The sequence below is a fragment of the Mycoplasma collis ATCC 35278 genome (assembly GCF_000701825.1).
GTDB lineage: Bacteria > Bacillota_I > Bacilli_A > Mycoplasmatales > Metamycoplasmataceae > Mesomycoplasma_A > Mesomycoplasma_A collis.
Genome location: NZ_JNJY01000015.1, coordinates 1 through 24,104, shown reverse-complemented (window position 1 = coordinate 24,104; position 24,104 = coordinate 1). Strand labels below are relative to the sequence as shown.

Below are 24,104 nucleotides of genomic sequence, written 5' to 3'. Positions count from 1 at the left end.
TGTTTCTCATTTTGTTAAAAAAAATACAAGAAAAAAATTCACTTGTTTTAGTAAAATAGCATTTCAAAATTTAATTTTTTTAAATCAAAAAAATGATAAAATGATTGATTTTTTTTAACAAAAATAATTGCATAATCAAAATCAGCATTTTTGAGAAATAAAATAAGTTATTAAAAAATTAATAATTGATAGTTTAAATCTATAATACTATGTATTATAAAGCATAAAAAATAATGTAATTATTAACAAAATGCCTAATAAAGCCACTTTGTTAATAATTGTTAATAATGATTTTTTGATAAATTTATATTACTTTGTAATATAAGTTGTTTTTTTTGCATCTCTGTTTAAGAGAATTATGCTCCTCTGCTCCGGCCTTTAAAGGTGCGCGCGCACGCGCAAGACTTTGACCACAATCATTAACAAAAACACACTACTTTATTTTTTTTATGTTATAATATCTTCAACGAGGTTAAAAAATATTTTTATTATTTTAAACTTCCCCACAAAATTTATTCACTATTTAATTTTTAAATAAAAAATATAACATTAAGAATCGAATTAAAAATATATTATTGTAAATAAAAAATATTCTTATTTTTTTAATGTAATTTTACAGTGGAATAAAAATGATTAATGTTGCAAAGAAAAAAAAGAAAAATAACAATAATAGTAAAAAAAATAAAACATAAAAAAATATAAAAAAAAATGGATTATTTCCACTTTTTATTTTTTAAAACTTAAAATTAAACGATAAGTATTTGGAATTCAATGTACATGTTTACCACTTTCATCTGCTCATTGGAGTGAAATTGTTAATGCAACAGTTTTATTTTGCTCATTAAATTTAATTGAAGAACCTGTTAAATAAAATTTTTCTTTTTTACTTTCGTCAAAATTAACTTTAAATTCTAATTTAGAGTTTTCTTTATTAGCCATTTCATTTAATGTTTGAATAAAATCATTATTTGAATATACTGTTTTTCTATATTCATTAACAAATTGTTGATATGTTAATGAATCATCTTTTAATTCAAATTTAATTTTATTTTTTACATCTTCTGTATCGTTTTTGCTTTTGACATTTGATTTAGGTGCATCAAATCTTAAAATAATTATTTGTTGTTTTAAATTTGTTTTTTCATTTTCATGATGATCGTGCTTATGTTCGTGATCATGGTTATGATCATGATTGTGATCATGGTTATGATCATGGTTGTGGTTGTGGTTATGGTCGTGATCATGGTTATGAACATGATTGTGATCATGATTGTGGTTGTGGTTATGGTCGTGACTATGATCATGATTATCATTACCTTCTATTTGTACATCTCCATGATCATGATTTTTACTTTCATTTTTATCAATAAATTCAGTAGTTATTTTTACAATTAAATTATTATCATCAAATTCGATTTTTCATTTTTCCTCATCAAATTCAACATTAGAGTTTCTACTAATTCTTAATCAAGCATTTTTAGCGTCTAAATCAAGATTAGTTCCTAAAAAATTTAATATTTTTTCGCTAATTTTTCCTGATGTTGCTGAAACTTTAAGTCAAGTTACAAAATCTAAATATTTATCTTTGCTAGTATTTGTTAATTGAATATCTAAAAGATCGTTATTTGCTTTTTCTTTTGATAAATCTTTTGTTAAAGTTTTTTCTAAATTAGTATTGTTATTTTCTTCAAATTTAATAAATCAGTTAACAATTTCTGGTTCTAAATCTTCAGTGGTCTTATTTTTAAATTCTGCATTTAAAATTACAACTTTTGTTTCATCATTAAAAATAAGTTCGTATTTATCTTTTATTGCTTCGTATTCAAAACCGATTTTTTTATTAAAATAACCATTTGCATTTTCTTTACTTGATAATTTATCAATTGCAGCTCCAACACTACCATATTCAAAAACATTTTTATAAAAATCTAGTTTAAATTTTGAATAACTTTCTTGTTTATTTTCTTTAAATTCTAGTTCCATGAAATTTTTGAATTTTTCATTGTTTATTTTATAAATATCTTTTTTATTTTTTGGTTTTTCAAATTTTAAATGTAATTTTTTATAAACAGTTTTTTCATTTTCTTTTAAAGGTATTTGAAATTCGATAATTCAATTTTCATCATCAAAATTTACTTTTCACATTTTATCTTTTTGAAATAAGTTTTGCATTTTTCAAATATTAATAACAATTCATTCAGTTTGTTGAAAAGCAATTCCATCAATATAATTAGTAAAAATATCTCGTAAAGTAAATCCATTAGCTAAATAATTTTTGATAATAGTTGCAATTTCTAAATATTTATCTTTACCTTCATTTGTTAATTTTAATTCAAATTGATTTTCAATTTTATCATCTTGCACATTTGATAAATTAACAGAATGAATATATTCTTTTGTTGTGTCTTTTGAATTTAAATCATTAGTATTTTGTTGTGTTGAACATGCTACAAAACTAAAACTTGAAATTGGAATGAGTGAACTTAATAATAATTTTGATTTTATTTTTTTTATTTTAAACATTTTTTTACACTTTTCTACAGCATTTTATGCTTTTTTATTTTTATTTATTATACATATAATTTTTTTATTATATATCAAAAATTTTATATTAAAGTAAATTATATAAAAAAAATGTTATATAAAAATTTAAATCAAAAAAAAATAAACTATTTACTAATTTTATTTTGTTTTTTTATTATAATTTAAAAACATGAAAAAAACACAAGATATTATCAACCATTTAAAGAATGCTGGCTTTGTTTTTCAAGGCTCAGAAATTTATGGTGGCCTTGCTAATACATGAGATTATGGACCACTAGGTTCATTACTTTTAAAAAATTTAAAAGATTTATGATGAAAAGAATTTATCACTAAAAATAAAAATATTTACGGAATTGATAGTAAAATTTTGATGAATCCTAATGTTTGAAAAGCATCAGGGCATATTGATAATTTTTCTGATCCATTAATTGAAAATAAAAAAAACAATAAAAGATATAGAGCGGATCACATTATTGAAGAATTATTTAAAGATGTAGATGTATCTAAGATGAATCAATTAGAAATGGAAGATTTTATTAAAAAAAATGTTTCAAGTTATGATGGTGAAGCTACAAATTGAGGTGAAATAAAAAACTTTAATTTAATGTTTGAAACACATCAAGGGGTAATAGAAGAGAAAAAAAGTAAAATTTATTTAAGACCAGAAACCGCTCAAGGGATTTTTATAAATTTTAAAAATGTACAAAGAACAACTAGAGCTAAATTACCATTTGGAATCGGACAAATTGGAAAATCATTTAGAAACGAAGTTACTCCCGGTAATTTTATTTTCAGAACAAGAGAATTTGAGCAAATGGAATTAGAAGTTTTTGATTTTCCTGAAAATTCTTTCAATACTTTTGAATATTATATTAAAAAATCATTTAATTTTTTAGTTTCCTTAGGACTAAAAGAAGAAAATTTAAAAATAAGAAAACATGCTAGCGAAGAACTAGCGCATTATTCCAAAGCGACTAGCGATATTGAATATCATTTTCCTTTTGGTTGGGGTGAAATATTAGGAATTGCTCATCGTGGAGATTTTGACTTAATTTCTCATATGAAACATTCTAATGAATCATTAGAATATTTTGATAGTAATAATAATGAAAAAATTATTCCGCATATTATCGAGCCATCTATGGGTGTTGATAGAATTTTATTCGCTTTAACTGTTGACGCTTATAATGAAGAAATTATCAATGATAATGATAAAAGAATTGTTTTAAAATTGAATAAAAAACTTTCACCATATATTGCATCAGTATTACCACTAGTTAAAAAATTTAGTGATAAAGCAAATGAAATTTTTGAAAGTTTAGTTGAAAAAGGATTTTCAATTGATTATGATGAAACAGGTTCTATAGGTAAACGTTATAGAAGGCAAGATGCTATTGGAACTATGTATTGTATTACTATAGATTATGAAACTTTTAATGATCAAAAAGTTACTATTAGAAATCGTGATACAATGAATCAAGAAAGAGTTGCTATTTCTGAAATTGAAAAATATTTATTACAATAAATATTTAAATATAAATTATAAAAATATTTAGGAAATTTTGAATGTCACAAAATATTATTAAAATTATCAATAATAATCTTGAAATCGCTTCTGTAATTTCATCATTTATTGCCATTCAAAAAAAAGGCAATAATTATATTGCTCTTTGTCCATTTCATGGAGATAGTAATCCATCTTTAATTATTTCTAACCAAAAAAGAATTTTTAAATGTTTTAGTTGTAATGTTGCAGGAGGAATAATTGATTTTGTAATGAAATTTAATAAAATCAATTATTTTAACGCACTTAAATTAATTAATGAAAAATTTTCACTTAATTTAGAGCTAAAAAATGAAAATTATACTAATAATGTTGCAATCGAATATAACGAATTAGAAAAAAATTTAATAAATGCAAATTCCATAAGTTCAGTAATTTTTAAGCTAAATTTACAAAATGAATTAACTACCAATACTAAATTAAAACTGTTTTTTCATAAAAGAAAATTGACTCAAGAAATAATTCAACAATTTGATATTGGTTTTAGTGATGATGATAGTTTAAGATTTAAAGATTTTTTAATAAATAAAAAAAAAATAGCAAAAGATGTTTTAATTAACGCATCACTTTTAACTGAAAATGAAAATTTATTTTTCGCCAATAGAGTAATTTTTCCAATTAAAAATGAATTTAATCACATTGTAGGTTTTTCTGGAAGAATAATTGATAATAATGATAATGTTGCTAAATATTTAAACAGTTCACAAAATAGTTTATTTTCTAAATCGAAAATTTTATTTAATTTTTATCAAGCTAATAATTATATTAATGATAAAAAAGAAATAATTATTTGCGAAGGATTTATGGATGTTATTGCTTTATATAAAATTAATATTAAAAATGTTGTAGCATTAATGGGAACAGCTTTAACTAATGAACACATAAGATTATTAAAAGATAAAAAGATTATACTTTGACTTGATGGAGATAGAGCTGGTAAATCTGCTACTAAAAAATCTATTTTAACTTTATTAAAAAATAAAATAAGTGTTGAAATTATTAATAATAAAACAAATTTAGATCCTGATGAAATTTTGAATTTAAATGGCGAAAATGAACTAAAGAAAATATTAGAAATGAAAATTAGCCCATTTGAATTTTTATATAATGATTTAACAAAGTTTCTCGAACCGAAAAATTTTTCTTCTGTAAATAATTTTGTAAAAGAATTTTCAGAATATTTAATTTTTGCATCTGAACAAGAAAAGGCATTTTTTATAGCTAAAAGCACAAATGAATTTGAAATACCTGAAAATTTTTTTAATTTAGATATAAAAAACAAATTAATTAATGAACAATTTAAAAATCACGAACTAAGTACAAAAAAGTTACAAAAAATTAAGTTTACTTCATATTTTAATGAAACTATTTGTTCAATTTTGTTAGTTAAAGAGATTGAACAAATTTATATTAAAGAAAAAGATGAAGTTTATTTTTTTAATAATGAAAAAAAAATTTTAAATCAACTTTTACAAATCCCAAATCTAAACGAAAGAATTTCAATGCTGAAAAAAAATTCATTTTTTACAGATAATTATGCTAAAACAGTGAAAGATTGAAAGAGCATAAAAAAAAGAAACAATAATTTTTATAAAATAATTTTAAATCAAAAAGCTATTAAACAAATAGCTGAGCTTGAAAAATGAAAAAAAATTAGCGATGATATTGATGAACATAGAAAAATTGATAAACAAATCAATTCAATTTATTTTAATTTGATGAAAATTACAAAAAAAAATTAAAAAACTAAATTTTTAGTATAAAATATAAAATTTATAATTTTATTTTTTTTATATTTTTTTGTTAAAAGGAGTGTATTTATGTTAAATAATAAAAATAATAGAAAATATTTTAACTTTATTGAGTTATTAAAAACAAAAATTTCAGTAAAAAAGCAAAATTTTTCTAAAAAATATGTTTATAACTTATTACAAAAAGAAAAAATAATCTTCAATACTAAAGAAATCGAAAAACTATTTTTATTAATTCATGAACACAATTTAATGACAAAAAAACAATTTGATGCATCATTTATTATTGAACAAAAAGATGCTGATATTTTATTAGAAAAAAAATCAAAAAAAACACCAAAAAAAGCAGAAAATAAAAACAAAAAAACATTAGAAAATAAATATATCAACATTATTAATTCATTAAAAAATAAAATTTCAACAAGAAAAAGATTTTTCAATCAAAAAGATGTTTTTAAACTTTTAGAAAAAGAAAAAATGATTTTAAATGAAAAAGAAGTTAGCGAACTATTCACACTTGTCTTTAAAGAAAATCTCATTTTAGAAAAAGAGTTAAAATTTTTAGAAATAAACAAAAGTAAAACTAAAAATCAAAAATTATCATCAAATAAAAACAAAATGAAAGATGATAAAAATCTAAAAAAATCATCAAATATCGATAAAAAATACGCTACAATAATTAAATTTTTAAAAAATAAAATTAAAGGTAAAAAAACTTCTTTAAACCAAGAAGAAATTTTTAAAATTTTAAATTCAAAAAATATCACTGTTGATGATGAAGAATCAGATGAATTTTTTTCAATTTTACTAAAAGAAAAAATTATTAAATCAGAAGTTGATGAAGGTGATTTAAACGAAGTTAGTGAAATGGATTTACTAAAAGAAGTCAATATGATAAAAAAAACTTCTAATAAAACAAAAAAAACTGATTTAGATAATGAATTTGATGATGAATTTGATTTAAAAGAATACGATATTGATGATAATTTTGATCTTGAATTTGACGGTGATATGTTAGATGAAAACACTTTACATCTTAATGATAATCATTATAGAAATAAACTAACTGAAACTGATGATATTATTAAATGATACATGAGATGAATTGGTAAATATGGAAAATTACTAACTCATGAGGAAGAGATTGAAATTGCTAGAAAAATTCATGAATCTTCACCTAGAAATGCAAGAAAAGCTCGACATTTACTTGTAAAAAGAAATTTAAGACTTGTAGTAAATAATGCAAAAAAATATAAAAACAAAGGATTATCTTTTATTGATTTAATTTCAGAAGGTAATGGTGGTATTTTAAAAGCCGTTGATAAGTTTGAGTATGAAAAAGGTTTTAAATTTTCAACTTATGCAACTTGATGAATAAGACAAGCTATTACAAGAGCTGTAGCTGATCAAGCTAGAATTATTAGAGTTCCAGTTCACATGGTTGAAACAATTAATAAATTAACAAAAATTGAAAGAGAATTACAACAAGAATTAGGTTATACACCTTCAGATGAATTACTAGCTGAAAAAATGGGTGATGATTTTACAGCTGCAAAAGTGCAATATATAAGAAAAATCAATATCGATCCTATATCACTTGATAAATCTATTGGTAAAGAAGATGATTCATATTTTTCTGATTTTATAAAAGATGAAAATGTTATTTCCCCAGTGGATTATGCTGCTAAAGAACAATTATCTAATTGAATTAAAACAATGCTTAATTCAAATTTAACTTATGCAGAAAAAGATATAATAATGAAAAGATATGGAATTGGCGAAGATGAAAATGGTAATAAATATAGAGTTCATTCGTTAGATGAATTAGCATCTGAAAGACAGGTTACCAAAGAAAGAATTAGGCAAATTGAATCTAAAATTCTTAAAAAATTAAAACATTCCCAAGGTAAAAATAAATTGAAAGATTATGTAAAAAATGATTAAATCATTTGAATTAGTTGATTTTTTAGAAGAACAATTTCCTTATTCTTCATTACTAGAATGAGATAATGCTGGCTATTCACATATTGGGAAAGAAGATATTAAAAAAATTTTAATTTCTTTAGATTTAACATCTAGTATTTTAGACTATGCAATCAAAAATGAATTTGATTTTATTTTAAATTATCATACATTTTTTTTCGATAAAATTTCCAAAACAAAAACATTTAAAAAATATCCATATAAAAGAAAAATTTTTAATTTAATTAAAAAACATAACATTAATGTTTTTTCAGTTCACACAAATTTTGATCACTTTCCAAATACAAGTGTTAAAGAAATGATTAAAAAATTAAATTATTATGATACTGGTATTCAAGCTATAGATAACTTTAATGCTATTATACATTTAAATAAAGCTAAAAATTTTTTTGAAATTGTAGCTGATTATAAAAATATTTTTGCATTAAAATCGCTTCAAAGCAATTTAATGAAAAATAAAAAAATTAGACACTTTACTATCTTGCCAGGTTCAGCTGGAATGGAAAATATAATAAATGCTATCAAAATAAAAAAAACTGATTTATATATAACATCAGATCTTAAGTGAAGCGAACAAATAACGTTGAATGAAAAAAAAATAAATTTTTTATTAGTCCCACACCTAGTAGAACAATTTATTTTAGAATATTTTAAAAAACAAATTATTCAAAAATTTTTCGACAAAATTGAAGTTGAAATTAAATTTATTGATGAAATAATACATAATGTTTAATTTTTTAATTTTAAAAGAAAGATAAAAAAATTTGATTTTACAATTTATTGTGTATAATATATAGTATTATTAAATAAAAAATAATAAAAAACAATAATAAGAAAGGAATTATAATGATCATTTCTACTAATTTAAATAGAAGAAATTTTGATAAAAAAGATAATATTGGCATGATTTCCAGTATGTTTTTCGTTATAATTCTTAAATAATTGTTAATTTAAATAATAAATATATAAAATAATTTAAAAAAAACTTTATTTAAGAAATAAAGTTTTTTTTTATGAATTTAAAGGAGTGGAATGAAAAAGTTAAAAAAAATAAGTGATTTATCATTAAAATCTAAATTATTATTATCAGTCGGAACGATAAGTGCAGCGGCAGCAATCAGTATTAGTAGTTTAGTTGTATATGCTAATAATTCTGATGAAGTTAATGGAGTGAAATATCCCAATAATGATTTAAGTAATGATTTTTCTTCTATTTTTGATGAAAATAATAATGTTATAGCTGAAGTTTATGTATTAGATCCTTTAAAAAATGAAAAAGTTGCTTTGCTAAATTCTGAAGCAACTGAATTTTGATTTATTAAAGAACCAGAAAAAAAATATAATTTTGATGATTTTTTTAAAAAATATTTTGAAATTTACAATGAAGAATTTATTTTAGAAGTAAAATATGGTTCATTTAGTTTTTTTAACGAATACGTATTAGCGGTAAAGCCTAGTGAATTTATAAAATTTACTAAATGATTTATTGAAAATATTGCTTGAGGACCGGATTTAATTACACTTGATAATTTTTCATTAGTAAAAGGAGTTAAATTAGAAGGGAATAATGTTACTCTAGGTTCACATACAACATTAAAAAAAGAACAAAGTAAAATTGAATTTTATCCTGATGCTTTTTTTGGTTCATTACCAATTTATAGTAATTTAAGTGGACCAAATAATTCAAATGAAAGATTATCATCTAAATTATTTGAAGAAAGTGAAAGTAAAGAAACTATTGATAACTTTTTGAAAACAATATCAATAAGTTCTGCTATAGCTAATTCATCAAATTTTAATAATTCTTATTTAGGTATTTACATTCCAAAAAAATTAGTAAATAAAAAACTTTATGTTGTTAAAAATACCGAAAATAATGAAAGTTTAATTTTAGATTTTGAAAAAAAACCTACATTACAAGAATTTAATCAATATATTAAAAAACATAATTTAAATTTAAATAATTTTAATTTTAATAATATAAAAAAATACGAAATATCTAAATCATCAGCTTTAAAAAATACTGGAAGCGCTCCAAGCATTTTTCTACGTCTTGATTTAAACGAATTGGACGAAATAAAAAATGATAAAAAAATAGAAAAAAATTCATCATCTATATTGCTAGATGAAAAAATTTTCACTTCAGAATCTTTAATTAATTATGAAATATTAAAAAAACTTCATGATAAGGAAATTCAAAATTTTTTAGACTTTTATGACGTAAAAGAGCATATTGGTAAAAAAATAACTTATTATTCATCCAATTCTAAAGAATGATTTTATAAAAACAAAATTGAAGCATTAAATTTAAATAAGGAACTTAAAGATTATTCAAAACTCTCAAAAGAAACAAAAGATGCTATTTTAGAATATACAATTAAGGATATTTTTGTTTCAGAAGCTAAATTAACTATTATTCTAGAAGATAAAAATAAAAAAGAAAAAACACTTATTTTTGATGCTAAAAATATGTCTGAAACTGATGAAGATAAATTTGATTCATTTAAAAGTGCAATCGAATATTTGGGAGCACTAAATCCAGTTGCAATTTCATTCGGTCCCGAAGAGAAAAATGCTAAAAATAAATTTGGTGATACACTTAAAGGTTTAGATAGTCGTTCTTATAATGTTTATGTAGAAAAATTTAGTGGTTTAATTGAAAAAGTATCTAAAAAATTCCCGCACATTTTAAGAAAAAAAACTGGGCCACATTTAGTTAAAAAAATAAATGATCTTGGATATTATGAATATGAAATCCAAGAGGGAGAATATAATGGTTTTCAACCTGATGATAGAATTGGTTTAGCTTTAATTTTAGCTACTTATGATGAAAATTTTGACGGATTTTCATTTGATTTTTTAAAATATGTTTCTGCTCATGAATATGGACATCATTTTACATTAGATCAAATTAAAAATTTAAATGAAACACAAAATTCACTAATTGTTGGAGCTATTAGTACTAGAGGTGGTTTATCTGATGATTCATTTTACTCTAAATATGCATTAAAAAATTATCTTGATGCAAGAACTAATTTAGATTTTATTAATGTTAATGCTTTAGGTCAAGAAACAGAAAATAACGCTGGTTCATTTATTAGATTTAAATATTTAAATAAAGATGGTGAATGAGTCACTGAAAAAGTTGAAGATATTTGAGGTTCAGCTAAAAAACCTGCAAAAATCGAAGATATAATAGCTAATAAAAAAAGACGTTTTTTACAAACATTTGATACATTAAAAAAAGCTGCTGAGCTTAGAAAAGTCAAAGTATCTGATTTATTTTTAGCTAATTCATTTGATGAAAATTCAGGGACATTAAATCCAACTATTGGTGGAAAAAATAAAATTATTGAAAAATACACCGATAATAATAAACAGGTTAAAAAAAGATGAGTAGATGTTACTACTAAAAATATTTTAGAAAAACTAACAACAAATTATCTTGATGATAATGGTGAAATAAAAGAACGTAGTTTAATTGATGCAGGCGCTGTTATTTTCACCGATGAAAATAATTATACTTTTGAAATTGTAGAAATTAACGATGAAAATAAAGCTGTTAAAATTAAATTATTTAATCGTGATGGAACTCCAGTTATAAATGTTCCTTTAAATGAAGAATTAAGTGATGAAGAATTAGAATATATTGAAAATGAAACTAATAAATATAAACAAATTTTAAATGAAATAATTGTAAAAACTTGAAGTCACAATGGATGAGATAGTCCATCAACCTTTTTAGGTGGAGAATCTAAATTTAGTATTAGAACTTTAGATCGTTCTAGTTCATATAGAATTTCAAAAGATTATAATAATTCAAACTTTAGTTATGAAATCGTCTCAAGACTTAAAAATAATAATTTAACATATGATGTTAATGTAATTGGAACCAATGGAGGTAGCTTATTCCCAATTGGGAATATAGATCCTTCTTCAGTTAACAATTATTACTATGCGCCATTTAATAAAAATAAAGATACTAATAAAAATGGTTTATTAAAAAATGCAATTTTAATCAATAAAACCGCTACAACTCTTCATAATTCCTATATAAATGGTAATTTTAATTTTAATGAATCTGTAAAAATTTATAGTGATGCTGGAAAAGTTTTTGCCTTTTTAGAAAAAGATAATAGCAATAGCAAATTTGAGATTAAAGAAAAATTTACATTTCCATTTTCTGAAACATCAAAATTTTTAAACGATTTACACACTAAACATGAATTTGAATCTATTATTAGAAATTTAGCAAGAACTTCAGGAGCTGAGCTTGGTTATTTCCAAAATAGTATTATTTATGAAATGAATGAATCTTTTTTGAGTAAAAATGGTATTTTTAAATTTTTAAATAAAGAAAATGAATTATTTAATTATCAAGAATTTGCAAATAAACTATCTACTATTTCTGCAACTGATTTAAATAAAATAACTGAATTAGAAAAAGAATATAATGATAAAATAGCAAAAATTGTTCTTTATAATTACAACAATAATTTTAATAATAAATTTAAGTTTTATGATTCTTTTAAAAAGGGATATAAATTAAAAATAAAAAATGAACAAAATTATTCATTAGTTTTTGAAACTTTAAATGATTTATTAAATTTCGCCTCATTAGATTATTCTAAAGCAAAAGTTGAAAATGTTGAATATACACCAAAAGGCGAAAAATATATAGTAAATTGAGATCTTGACTATGTTAAAACAAAATTTGATTTAGAAGAGTTTAAAAAACAAGTTCTTAATCAAAGTAATGAAAGTGAAAAGATTAAAGAATATGCTAAATCAAATAACGATCAATTAATTGCTAATGAATTGATGTTAAGATTAAGAAATTCAGATCTATTTTTATCAATTAAAGATTTTAACCCTGTTAAAGAATTGGTGAAAAATAAAGCATTTTTTACTCGTGATTACGGAATCCAATTTAAAAACAGCGATTTAGCCTCTAGATTTATTTTTGATGAGAAAAATATTGATAATAATAATTTAAAAAACTTTTGATCAATAGAAAAACTTCAAAAAGCTTTAGAAGAATTTATTAAAAAACAAATTCCTGAACACTTATCTTTTATAAATGGTTTAACCACTTTTGCAGTTGGTAAATCAAAAGAAGAAATCACTGAAATAGTTTTAAGTTTAATGGATACACAAGATTTATATAAATTTTTAGGAAATATTTTAAATTTTGATGATTTAACTGATGACATTTATGTAAGTGAACTTACAACAGGATTACCATCTAAAGACTTTATAACTTATGCTGATACTAGAGTTGAAGATCAAGTAGCTGACAAATTTACTGATTATATTTATAATATAGCAGAAACATTAACCAGAGATTATGTACAAACTACGTATGTAGCAGAAGAAAAAGAATTTTCACACTTATCTACTTTTATTAAAGGTTTAAATGAAGAAGCTACATCCTTAGATTATGTTACTGATGGGACAAAATTAGATAATTTAAATAATAAATTTATAGATTTATTAAGTTATGTTTCTCCAATTAATAATGCTATTAAATCTTTAAAATCAGAAGAATATATTAAAAAAACTTCAGTTCAATTATTAGATAAAAATCACCAATTAAGAAAATTAATTATCATTAAAGATGAGTTAGAGAAAAAAATTAATAATGAAGTAATAGAATTAACTAAAAAAACTGAATTATTAAAAGAAATTGAAAAATTAAATAACGAAATAACTAAATTAAATAATGAAAGTTTTGAAATTTCTCAAAAATTTTTATCTGAAGTATTAGATACTTATAGCAAAAATGATATTTTTAACTTTAATGGATCTGACGCTGAAAACTCTAATGCATATTTTGGAAAGTTTATTTCTAAATCAAATGGTTTTGCTCTTGATAGACATTTAAAACAAGTTATTGATATGCACTTTTATGATGATGATTTAAATGAAATTCATGATGATTCCATCAGAATTCAAGGATTGGAAGATGCAAATGGAAATAGAAAAAAAATTACCTCACGTCCTGAAGCATTTTTTACTTCTCAACTATTAAATTATGGAGCTGGGAGAGGTAGAAATATTTCTGGAATTTTCAGAAGAAAAGAAAAAGATGCATTATCTTTATATGGATTTTTACCATTAGAACAAGCTAATAAAATTAAATATATTAAATTTAGTGATCTAACAGATAAACAAAATGCTCCAACATTTATTAAATTTAATACAAAAAAAACAAATAATCTTTTTTATTTAAAAAGACAAAGTGATCCAAATTCTAAAGTAAGAATAGAGGATTTGGGTTATACATCATGACTTAGTGATTTTGCAATTATGGGTAAATATCGTGATGCTCATTTAAAGCCTAATCATAAATATTTAATTGAATTTGTTGATGAAAATCATAATTTTGTTACAAAGGCAACATTGGGAGAATTAAATTCAGTTACTGAAAATGGTAAATTAACTGAACAAGCACCAATTCAAATTTTTAAAGATGAAACTGAAAATAACGATGTTGTTATTCAAATTAAATTCCAATTTAGAGTAACTAATTAAAAGGAGGGAAATGTTGAAAAAAAAGAAAAAATTAAAAACACTATTAACTTTATTTTCATTAGGTTTAGTTAGTTTATCTTCAATTGTCACTATGGCTTGTTCAAATAAAAAGGACAATGAAAGTAGTTTATATAGTAATGAATATGATTTAGGATTAGTAGCTCCACCTCTTAATAATTTAAATTATATTAAATATAAATCAGTATCTAAAGTATTGCCAACATTAGTAGAAGCATTTACTAAAGAAGGTCCTAGTAGAAATCTTAAAAACATTCTTCCAATTTCTAAATTTATTTTTCATCGGGCACAAACAAATTTATCAGTTGATGAAAATAATAAAAAAAGTTCTGATTTTAATGTTTTCTATTCAAAATCTAAAGAAAATTTATCAAAAAATGACGGTTATGGAGGGGATAGTAATTCATTCTATAATGTAACAGATTTTGGCTTTTTAGGCGGTTTAGGAAGAAGTAGTTCTGGTGATTTTCAAAATTCATCATTATATTTATTTCCAAATCCTAAAAACCCTAATATCTATATGGGATTTACATCCAAGATGAATGAAAAGTTAAACTTTTGATCTAATGGTGAAGTAATAGAAGCAAAAGATCTTAGAGATTATTTAGAATATATTCTAGATAACAATACAGGTTCACAAAAAAAAGATGAAATTCTAAAATTTGGACTTAGAGGTGCAAACGAATTTGTTCAAGCGCAAAATGATTATGTTTCAAAATTTGGTAAATTATATTCTAACCCTTGAGGAAGAAGAAGATATATATTAAATTCATTTAACGAATATATTCAAGATCCAGAAGAGAAAGTATGACAATCTCAAAATAAAGGCGATGAAGAAGATGTTGAAAAAATTAAAAAAGCAGCGTTGAATTTTGGTTTTTATACTGGACAATTATTTTTAGATTATACAAATAAAGAAATTGAAGATAATTTAAAATTCAATGAAAATTTTAATTTAAATAGTAATGAAGCGCAAGAATTTAAATTTTTATTACCTGGTAAAAAAGGAGAGAAAGAAACTGATTTTAAAAAAGTTAAAATTATTAAAAATGTTTTTTTAAATCCTTATCAAGAATTCGAAATCGTTGAAAAAGACGGTAAAAAAATAATTAATGCTAAACAAAAAATATTAGCATATAATGAAAATGATTTTACTGTTATTTATGATGAAAATAATACACAATCATTAGGTTATTTAATAAATCATACATCTCGTTTTTTCCCAGTTAATAGAAAATTTATTGAAACAGTAGTTGGGGGAATTGATAAATTTGGCTCTTCCTACGATAAATTTTTGACAACAGGTGCTTTTAACTTAGATAAAGATATGATTTTAGGGCCTAACGGCTATCTTAAATTAAACAAAAATTCTGATTATTTTGATGAAAAAAACGTTATCCCTAATAAAATTAAAATAACTTTTTCAACCGATCCTAATATTTCTACAATTTTATTTGAAGATAAACACATATCACAATCATATGTTCCAGCATCTAAAATTTTAAAATATTATTCTGATATTGAATATCGTGGTTATTTAAAGAAAAATTCTGGTTATGGAACAATTGCTTTTGCTTTTAATTTAGATGATGAAACAAACAAAAATCCTTATTTAAAAGATAATGATTTAAGAAAAGCTATTCAATTATTTTTAAAAAGAACTGATGCAATTAAATTCGTAGGTTGAGATTTTTCACTTCCAACTTCAATGTGAACTGCTTATGGTCAAAGTAAAGCCGACGATGGTAAAAATATTGAAACATTTTTTGAAGGATTGGATTATAAAGAAAAAAATGATAAAGTTAAATCAGTTTTAGATTTTGATTTTCTAAAACATTCAGGGAAAAATTTCAATTTAGAAAATATTATTTTATCCGATCATATGTACGATCCTAAAACAGCTTTATTTTATTTAAAAAGATTTAAAAACAAATATCCTGATTTAAAAAAATTAACTATAAATTATATTGAAAATTCAACCGATGAACAAAAAAAAGCGGGTATCTTTTTAAAAGAATCAATAAGAATAGGACTTAAAGATACTGAATTTGAAAACTTTATCGAAATTGATACTAAAGCTTTACCTGAAAATACATATGCCTCATATGTAGAAGAAGGAAAATTTGATATTATTTACGGAAACTATGATTACATAGGAGGAAGTAGTCCACAAGATTATATTGCTGCTTTTTTCAAAAGTGATGAAATTAATACGTTAAATCAAAAGAATATAGGTTTTAGATTAAATCCTGTTGGTAGTTTTACTTATGAAACTTATTTAAGTGAATTATTTTTAGAAGAATTGCAAAAAGAAAATAATCAATTAACTCGTGAAAGTGTTTTAAATGAAATTTTAACCAACTTAAAAAATTCATTTTTTAGTAGTTTTAATTCAAAAATTAAAGAAACTCAAAAAGAAAATTCTAATAATAAATATGGAATTTTAACTAAAGAGATATTGAATTTTTTAAATAAAAATAAAGATTTATATTTAAAAAATATACCTAATTTATCAAAAGAAGAATTAGAAAAAATTTATTCACCTGAATTTTTATTAAAAGCAGTGGAATACTTAATTTTAAGTGATGAAAATTCTAATAAAAAACAAGCAAGAATTAAAAGATTATTTTCTATTTACATCTTAGAAAAATATGGAACAAAAGAAATAGCTAACAAAACAAGAAATACAGCTGAACGTTTAAATTTTGAACAATTAGTTAATAATTCTGAAACAAAAATCAATAGTTTAAATTTATGAAATAAATTTGTTGAATTATCATTTCAAAAAAATAATGAAGATGGAATATCTTATTCATCAAGAATAAATTCGTTTTTTACTTCTAACTTTACTGATGAAGAAGTTTCCGAAGAATTATGAGAAACTGACTGATTATATCCATTTATTGGAAGTTTTGAAAAGATTATTAAAGATAGCGCAATTGTGATCCCTTTAATGGAAGTTGATACTAACTGAGAAATTTCAAGAGTAGCTGGTGTAAGTTCGCTTTATACCTTTTCATTACAATATGCTTATGATTATACAAAACCACCTAGACCTGGATTGCCAAAAACTAAAGGAGATCAATAATGAAATTAAAGAAAAAATTCAAAGATCCTCATAGTAATAAAATTTATTACTATGATGATAATAAAGTTTATTTTTCAGTAAAAAGAGTAGAAGATAAAACATTTTTTGAAAAACTATTTTCTATTAATTCTCCTTTATTAAGTTTTTCATGAAAAATTTTCAAAATAATTTTAGAATTTTTTATCATAGCTTGAATTGTTATTACAATAACTTTCTTTTTAATTAACATTGTTCCAGGTTCCAACGCAATAACTTCAGGACTTGATGAAAGTCAAAGAATAGCAGTAGAAACTAAATATGGCCTTAATCTTCCATTATTTCAAAGATATTTAAATTATTTATCTGGAGTTTTTAGAGGGCAATTTGGAATTTCGCTTTCTTTATTTCCTGGACAAGAAATTAATGATTTTATTTGAGTTAGATTTTATAAATCATTTTTAATTGGAATTTTCTCTGTTCTAATTACTGTTAGTGTGGGAATTAGCATTGGAGTTTGAGTTGGAAAAAATCCTGGTGGTATTCTAGATAATGTCTCAACATTTTTAGTAAGTATTTTTTCATCAATTCCTTCAATTATTTTTGCATTAGTTTTAGTATTTTTAGGTAGACTTGTAAAACTTCCTTATATTTTTGAAGAAAAAAATCTTTTAACTTATATCTTACCCGGATTAGCTTTATCACTTGGAAGTATTATTGTTTATATCAAATATATAAGAACAGAACTTAATCGTGAGATTAATTCAGTTCATGCAAAATTTGCTTATTTAAAAGGTGTATCAAGAAGTAAATTTGTTTGAAAACACGCTCTTAAACCTTCTTTATTTCCAATTGCTACTTTTTTTCCTGCTGTTATATTCGGTTCATTTATAGGAAGTATTTTTATTGAACAAATTTTTCTCATCAGTGGATCAGGTGCAACATTTTTACAAGCAATTCAAACCAAAGATTATAATGTTATTTTATTTTTAATTATAATTTTTTCAATGTTGACAGTTTTATCATATGCAACTAGAGATATTCTTTATGAGTTAATCGATCCAAGAATTAGGAGAAAATCAAAATAATGAAATTATTTAAAAAAAATAAAAATAAACTTGAAACAAAAGAAGCAAAAGAATTAGCTCAAGCTCCTAATTCATTATTACAACCATTTCAATATCAAGCTTGAAAAATTGTTGGACAAATTTTCGATTCTAATTTAACTCATCATTTAAAACCTCAAATTAAACCATATAAAGAATTTATTAATCGTTATTCTAGAAGTTTTTTCGGTGTTTTTGGTCTTACACTTTTATTGATCATTATTTTACTAGGGATAATTATTCCTTTTTTTACTAAAGATCCTTTAACTACAGATCCTAATAATAGTTTATTAATTTTTAATCAATATTCTACAACGGGAAAATATCACTTTTTTGGAACTGATGCATTAGGAAGAGATTTTTGAGCTCGTTTATGACATGGGCTACGTTATTCTTTATCATTAGCATTTGTTGTAACTTTTATTGAAGTTATAATCGGTTTAACTATCGGAATATTAATGGGTCAATTTAATGTTTTTGATAAAATAATGACTTTTATTATTAAAATTATTTCTCTTGTTCCTACAATTTTAATTTTAATATTAGTTACAATCATTTTTAAACCGACATTTTGAGTTATAGCCCTTTCATTATCGATAACGTCATGAACGGGAATGGCCAACCAATTAAGAGCGCAAGTAAAAAGAGCTAAAAATTTTGAATGAGTTGCAGCTTCTAAAGTTTTAGGAACTTCATCTGCTAAAATTTTAGTTAATTACATCCCTGTAATCATTCCTATTTTGATTACTCAATTAATCTTTACAATACCAGGAGTTATTCTTTCTGAAACATCACTTTCATTTATTGGTTTAGCAATTGAAGATGTTCCAACATTAGGAAACTTAATTTCAGATGGTCAGAAAAATTTCCCTAATTATTTAAGATATGTTTTTGTTCCATCAACATTTTTAATTTTAATTACAACTTCTGTTCAACTAATAGGTGCTAGTGTTCAAGATACACTAAGAAGACAAAGGTAAAATATGCAATATTCAAAAACAAAGCAATTTTTTAAAATTACTAGAAGTAAATTAAAAAGAAAATTTAGTAAAAAAAGTAATAATTGTAATTATAATAATTATTCTTTTAATCATAAAAATTCTAATAATAAAAAAGGTTTTAATTGAGCTAAATTTGAATCTAATGTTTTATATAAACAATTTAGCGATGGAACCAAATTGAAAATAACAGCTCAAATTAATAATGTATTTTTATCTTTTAAAAATCCTGCTGTTTATAACGAAAAAAACAAAGTTTTAAGAGGAGCTTCGCTTGAAATTTATGAAGGTAAAGTTCATGCAATCATAGGTGAATCTGGATCAGGTAAATCAGTTATAACTTCGCTTTTATATGGGCTTACAGGTGATAATGCAATTATTGACTCTGGAGAAATAAAATTATTTAACAATAATGTTGAAAAATTTAGCCAAAAAGATTGAGAAAAATCAAAATATAGAGGAAAAGTAGTTTCTGCTGTTTTCCAAAATCCAATGTCAACATTAAATCCAACAATGAAAATTGGTAAACAAATCATTGAAGGGATGCTTCTTAATAAAGTTGTAACAAATCGTCGTGCAGCTTATCAAAGAGCGATTGAATTTTTAAAATTAACTAAAATTAACGATCCAGAAGCAATTATGAAACTTTATCCTCACGAATTATCAGGAGGAATGATTCAAAGGGTTGTAATAGCAGCGATAGTTGCGCTTGAGCCTAAAATTTTAGTTATGGACGAGCCTACTACCGCTCTTGATCCTACTGTTCAAGCTTTAGTTTTAGATGTAATTAAAAATTTACAAGAAAAATTAAAATTATCAATTGTATTTATTACTCACGATCTTGGTGTTGTTGCTTCAATTAGTGATTATATTTCGATAATGTATGCAGGACAAGTAATTGAACAAGGGAAAAGAGAAGAGATTTTATTTAATCCACAACATCCTTATACTTGAGGTTTGATTTTATCAATGCCTGATTTAAATATTGGTGAAAAATTAAGTGCAATAAGAGGTAATGTTCCTTCGAGTTTAAATAACATCAAAGGTGATGCTTTTGCTGTTAGAAATGATTATGCCTTAGGAAGAGATTTTGAAATTGAACCAGATTTTTATAATGTTTCTGAAACTCACATTGTAAAATCGGCATTATTAGATAAAAATGCACCAAAATATGAACCGCCAAAAATTATTAAAAAATTATGAAAGGAATATAGAGCTAAAAATGTCTAAACTTGAAAAAAATAAAAATGATATTGACTTTCAAAATAATGAAATTTCTAAAGTTTATAAAATAAAAAGTTCTTTATTCTTTTCAAAAAATGTTGTTAGAAAGCAAACTAAAAATGTAGATGAAATGCTAAATGCTTGATCTGACAAAGAAATTTTAGCTTCATTACGTAATGTTGATATCACTTATGGTCAAGGATTTAAATCTTTTAGAGCTGTTAGTGATATAAATTTAAATATTTACAAAGGTGAAGTTTTAGGACTTGTTGGTGAATCAGGTTCAGGTAAATCAACAATTGGTAAAGCACTTGTTGGTCTTGTTCCTTATAGTTTTGGTGAAATTCATTTAGCAAATAAATTATTACCCAAAAAAATTAATCGTGGCTTTAAATTTGGTAAAGCACTAAAAGAATATAAAGAGATAAATAATTTTTTAACTAACAAAGTGCAAATGATTTTTCAAGATCCGGCTAATTCACTTAATCCTCATGCTAATATTGAAAAAATTGTTTCAGAAGGTTTGATTAACACTGGTAATTCAAAAGAAATTTATCTTTATAATTTATGCCAAGAATTTAAAAATGAAGTTTATAAATTAATAGCAAAAAACAACGATAATTATGTTGAGTTTAAAAATCTTTATGATAAAGATTTAAATGAAAAATTAAAAAATAATGATTTAAACATCGTTAGCGACATTTTATTTAGTAAATTTAAAAATAAATTAGAAAATCATAATTTATTAAATTCAGAAATTGAACAATTTTTTATTGATGAAAAAGAAAAATTTTTAGAGCAAACTAAAATTTCAGAAAAAGATGCAAGAAAAAAATTAATAATTGATATTTTAAAACAAACAGGATTAGACGAGAGTATTTTAAGACGTTATCCTCTTGAATTTTCAGGGGGACAACAACAAAGAATTGGAATTTCTCGTTCTGTAGTTTTAAGACCTAGCTTATTAGTAGCTGACGAGCCAATTTCAGCTCTTGATGTTTCCATTCAAGCTCAAGTAGTTAATTTATTTAATGAATTAAAAGAAAAATATGATCTAACTATTTTATTTATCGCTCATGATTTAAGAATGGTCGAATATATTTCAAATAGAATTGCAGTTATGAATAAAGGGAGAATTTTAGAAATAGGAACTACAAAAGAAATAATGAAAAATTCACTTCATCCTTATACTAAAAGCTTATTAGATGCTGTTCCTTCTATTCATGGTAAAAAAGGTTCATTAGTAGGTTATGTTTATAATTCTAAAATTCACAAATATACAAAAGACAATCAACCAGAGTGAATAAAAATTAATGATGATCACTATATATTTGCAACTCATGAAGAGGTAGAAGAATGAAAAAATTGAAAAAAAATATAAAAAATAGAAAACATTTTATTTTATTTTCAACATTATTAATTGCAAGTGTTCCTTTTGTTTTTGTCGCTTGCGCAAATAAAGAGACTAAAGATTTAAAAAAGATCGATTCACTAGCACTTTCAGATTTAAATGAAAAAAAATCACAAGTACTTAAAAATAATGAAGATTTTCTAAAATCCAATAAAAATTTTATAGAAAAAATAAATGAAAGCTCTTCATTATCTAATTTTTCAGAGCTTCAAACAAACATTGAATTTTTAAATAAAAATCAAAACTTTATTAATAAAAAAGATTTTTTCAACAAAAATTTAGCTTTAGTTAAATTTTTTGCCCAAGATATAAGCGAAGAAATAAAAGCTTATAATGAACTTTTTCAAGCATATCAAGAAAATAATAATGATAAACAAAATGAAATTGTTACAAAATTAAAAAATAAATTTTATAAAGAAAATTTATTTTTTAAAAATCCTGAATTTTTAAAATCAGTTTCAAAATCAGAAATAGAAAATAAGATTATTTCATTTTTAAATTTTGAACAAATAGATAATTATTTTAATTCAATATATCAAAAATTTTTAACTACTAAATATAATTCTAATATTGAAGAATATAAAAATAAATTAAAAATATTAGCTAATAAAGATGAATTAAACAAAGATGAATTTCATAAAATCATTTCTAATTCTCAAAATTTTGTTAAATTATATGAAATTGAAAATTTAATTAATTCTCTTTCTGAACAAAGTAAAAAAGATTTAGAAACAATTAATCAAAATATTTCAAGTTTTAACGAAAATCAAAGAAAAGCTTATGATAGCATAGTTAATGCAATTAAAATTTATATGAAAACAATTAATTACTATGAAAAAGAAAAGTTTTTTGATTTTGTAAAACAAGCTAAATTAACATTTACTGATGAAGAGAGAAAACAATTATTTGATCATGTTACAAATTTTCAGCATAATTACAAATTACCATTAGAAATATTAAAAGAAGGTGTAAATTCTAGTGATTTTTATAAACAAAAAATTTACAAAAAAACGCCACATTTTATTGCTAAAGATCAAATAAAAAAAGACAATAATTTTTCTAATACTATTTTAATAGTTGATTTTGATGATAGAATTAATCCAAATACTAATAACTCTTCTTTAGCCCCTGTTATAAAATTTTATAATTTACTCCCTCCTAATTTAATTAGAAAATTTGAATTATCATCTGAAGATTTAATTATTCAAAAAAAAATCTTAAATTTAAGAGAAGATTTTATTGCTAAATCTTGAGATCTAATCACAGCCCCAAATGGAATAAAATTTAATGCAAAATCACAATTTATTTATCAAAATCTCCAAAGAAGAACATTAAATTTATCAGATTCAATTACTAGAGCTATTTTAGCACACCAAATCTTTTATACTAGATTTCTTTATACAATTGATTATGTATTAGCAAATGGTTTATTTTATGAAGAGATTTATAATTTATTATTTGGTTATAATTCTGATGGTAGTGAAAATGGAGTTACTGAAAAGAATAATTATAGAGAACTAACAAAATCGTTTGAAAATCCTTTAAAACCAGAAAAAAAATAAAGTTATTGCCAATAACTTTATTTTTCCCAAATTCTATTTCTAAGTGCAACACATTTAAAATTTTTAAAAAAGTAATAAAATTTTAAATGGGGGGGCACTTTTTTTATATAAAAAAAGCTCCCCCCCATTTAAAAAAAGGAGAACTATGAATAATAATTATACAGGTTATAATTATACTAAAAAATATTATCATTTAGATAAAAATAAAAGATTAATAATTGAACAGATGTTTCAAAAAAATAAATCATTAAGACAAATTGCAAAAATTTTAGGTGTTAATGTTTCAACAGTTAGTAGAGAAGTTAAAAGAAATTCGCATCATGAATATGGTTATTTAGCAAATTA

General features: G+C 22.7%; 13 protein-coding genes. 12 read left to right on the top strand and 1 reads right to left on the bottom strand.

Annotated elements, in window-relative coordinates:
• Positions 1-726: 726 nt before the first annotated feature.
• On the bottom strand, positions 727-2,523 hold the full coding sequence (locus tag T403_RS04505) for a hypothetical protein (protein ID WP_033161373.1): 1,797 nt from the start codon (positions 2,521-2,523) through the stop codon (positions 727-729).
• A 190-nt stretch (positions 2,524-2,713) separates the two neighbouring features.
• Here T403_RS04505 and T403_RS0103200 point away from each other — a divergent pair, with 190 nt between their 5' ends.
• From T403_RS0103200 to T403_RS0103145, 12 genes are all read left to right on the top strand, one after another.
• A complete protein-coding gene (locus T403_RS0103200; protein ID WP_033161372.1) occupies positions 2,714-4,069 on the top strand; it encodes a glycine--tRNA ligase in 1,356 nt (451 codons plus the stop codon).
• A gap of 41 nt (positions 4,070-4,110) precedes the next feature.
• On the top strand, positions 4,111-5,850 hold the full coding sequence (gene dnaG / locus T403_RS04270; protein ID WP_051619138.1) for a DNA primase: 1,740 nt from the start codon (positions 4,111-4,113) through the stop codon (positions 5,848-5,850).
• Positions 5,851-6,477: 627 nt separating this feature from the next.
• Positions 6,478-7,803: an RNA polymerase sigma factor gene (locus T403_RS0103190; protein ID WP_051619140.1), complete on the top strand. Its 1,326-nt coding sequence runs from the start codon at positions 6,478-6,480 to the stop codon at positions 7,801-7,803.
• Entirely contained in the window at positions 7,796-8,575 is a 780-nt protein-coding gene (locus T403_RS0103185; RefSeq protein WP_033161371.1) for a Nif3-like dinuclear metal center hexameric protein, read from the top strand. The genes T403_RS0103190 and T403_RS0103185 overlap by 8 nt, the downstream gene beginning before the upstream one ends.
• A 299-nt stretch (positions 8,576-8,874) precedes the next feature.
• A complete protein-coding gene (locus tag T403_RS0103180) occupies positions 8,875-14,376 on the top strand; it encodes a PDxFFG protein (RefSeq protein ID WP_033161370.1) in 5,502 nt (1,833 codons plus the stop codon).
• Positions 14,377-14,386: 10 nt separating this feature from the next.
• Positions 14,387-17,482, top strand: a complete 3,096-nt coding sequence (locus tag T403_RS0103175) for an ABC transporter substrate-binding protein (RefSeq protein WP_033161369.1) — start codon at positions 14,387-14,389, stop codon at positions 17,480-17,482.
• Positions 17,482-18,546, top strand: coding sequence for an ABC transporter permease (locus tag T403_RS0103170; RefSeq protein WP_051619137.1), 1,065 nt, complete (start codon positions 17,482-17,484; stop codon positions 18,544-18,546). The genes T403_RS0103175 and T403_RS0103170 overlap by 1 nt, the downstream gene beginning before the upstream one ends.
• On the top strand, positions 18,546-19,544 hold the full coding sequence (locus tag T403_RS0103165) for an ABC transporter permease (RefSeq protein ID WP_033161368.1): 999 nt from the start codon (positions 18,546-18,548) through the stop codon (positions 19,542-19,544). The genes T403_RS0103170 and T403_RS0103165 overlap by 1 nt, the downstream gene beginning before the upstream one ends.
• Before the next feature lie 3 nt (positions 19,545-19,547).
• Complete coding sequence (locus tag T403_RS0103160) at positions 19,548-20,792, top strand: ABC transporter ATP-binding protein (RefSeq protein WP_051619135.1); 1,245 nt, start codon at positions 19,548-19,550, stop codon at positions 20,790-20,792.
• The gene (locus tag T403_RS0103155) at positions 20,785-22,167 is read left to right on the top strand and encodes an ABC transporter ATP-binding protein (RefSeq protein WP_084273848.1); all 1,383 of its coding nucleotides are present in this window, start codon (positions 20,785-20,787) and stop codon (positions 22,165-22,167) included. The genes T403_RS0103160 and T403_RS0103155 overlap by 8 nt, the downstream gene beginning before the upstream one ends.
• Complete coding sequence (locus T403_RS0103150; protein ID WP_033161367.1) at positions 22,143-23,759, top strand: hypothetical protein; 1,617 nt, start codon at positions 22,143-22,145, stop codon at positions 23,757-23,759. The genes T403_RS0103155 and T403_RS0103150 overlap by 25 nt, the downstream gene beginning before the upstream one ends.
• A 145-nt stretch (positions 23,760-23,904) precedes the next feature.
• Positions 23,905-24,104: helix-turn-helix domain-containing protein (locus T403_RS0103145; protein WP_033161366.1), on the top strand; the 200-nt coding region annotated here is incomplete at its 3' end.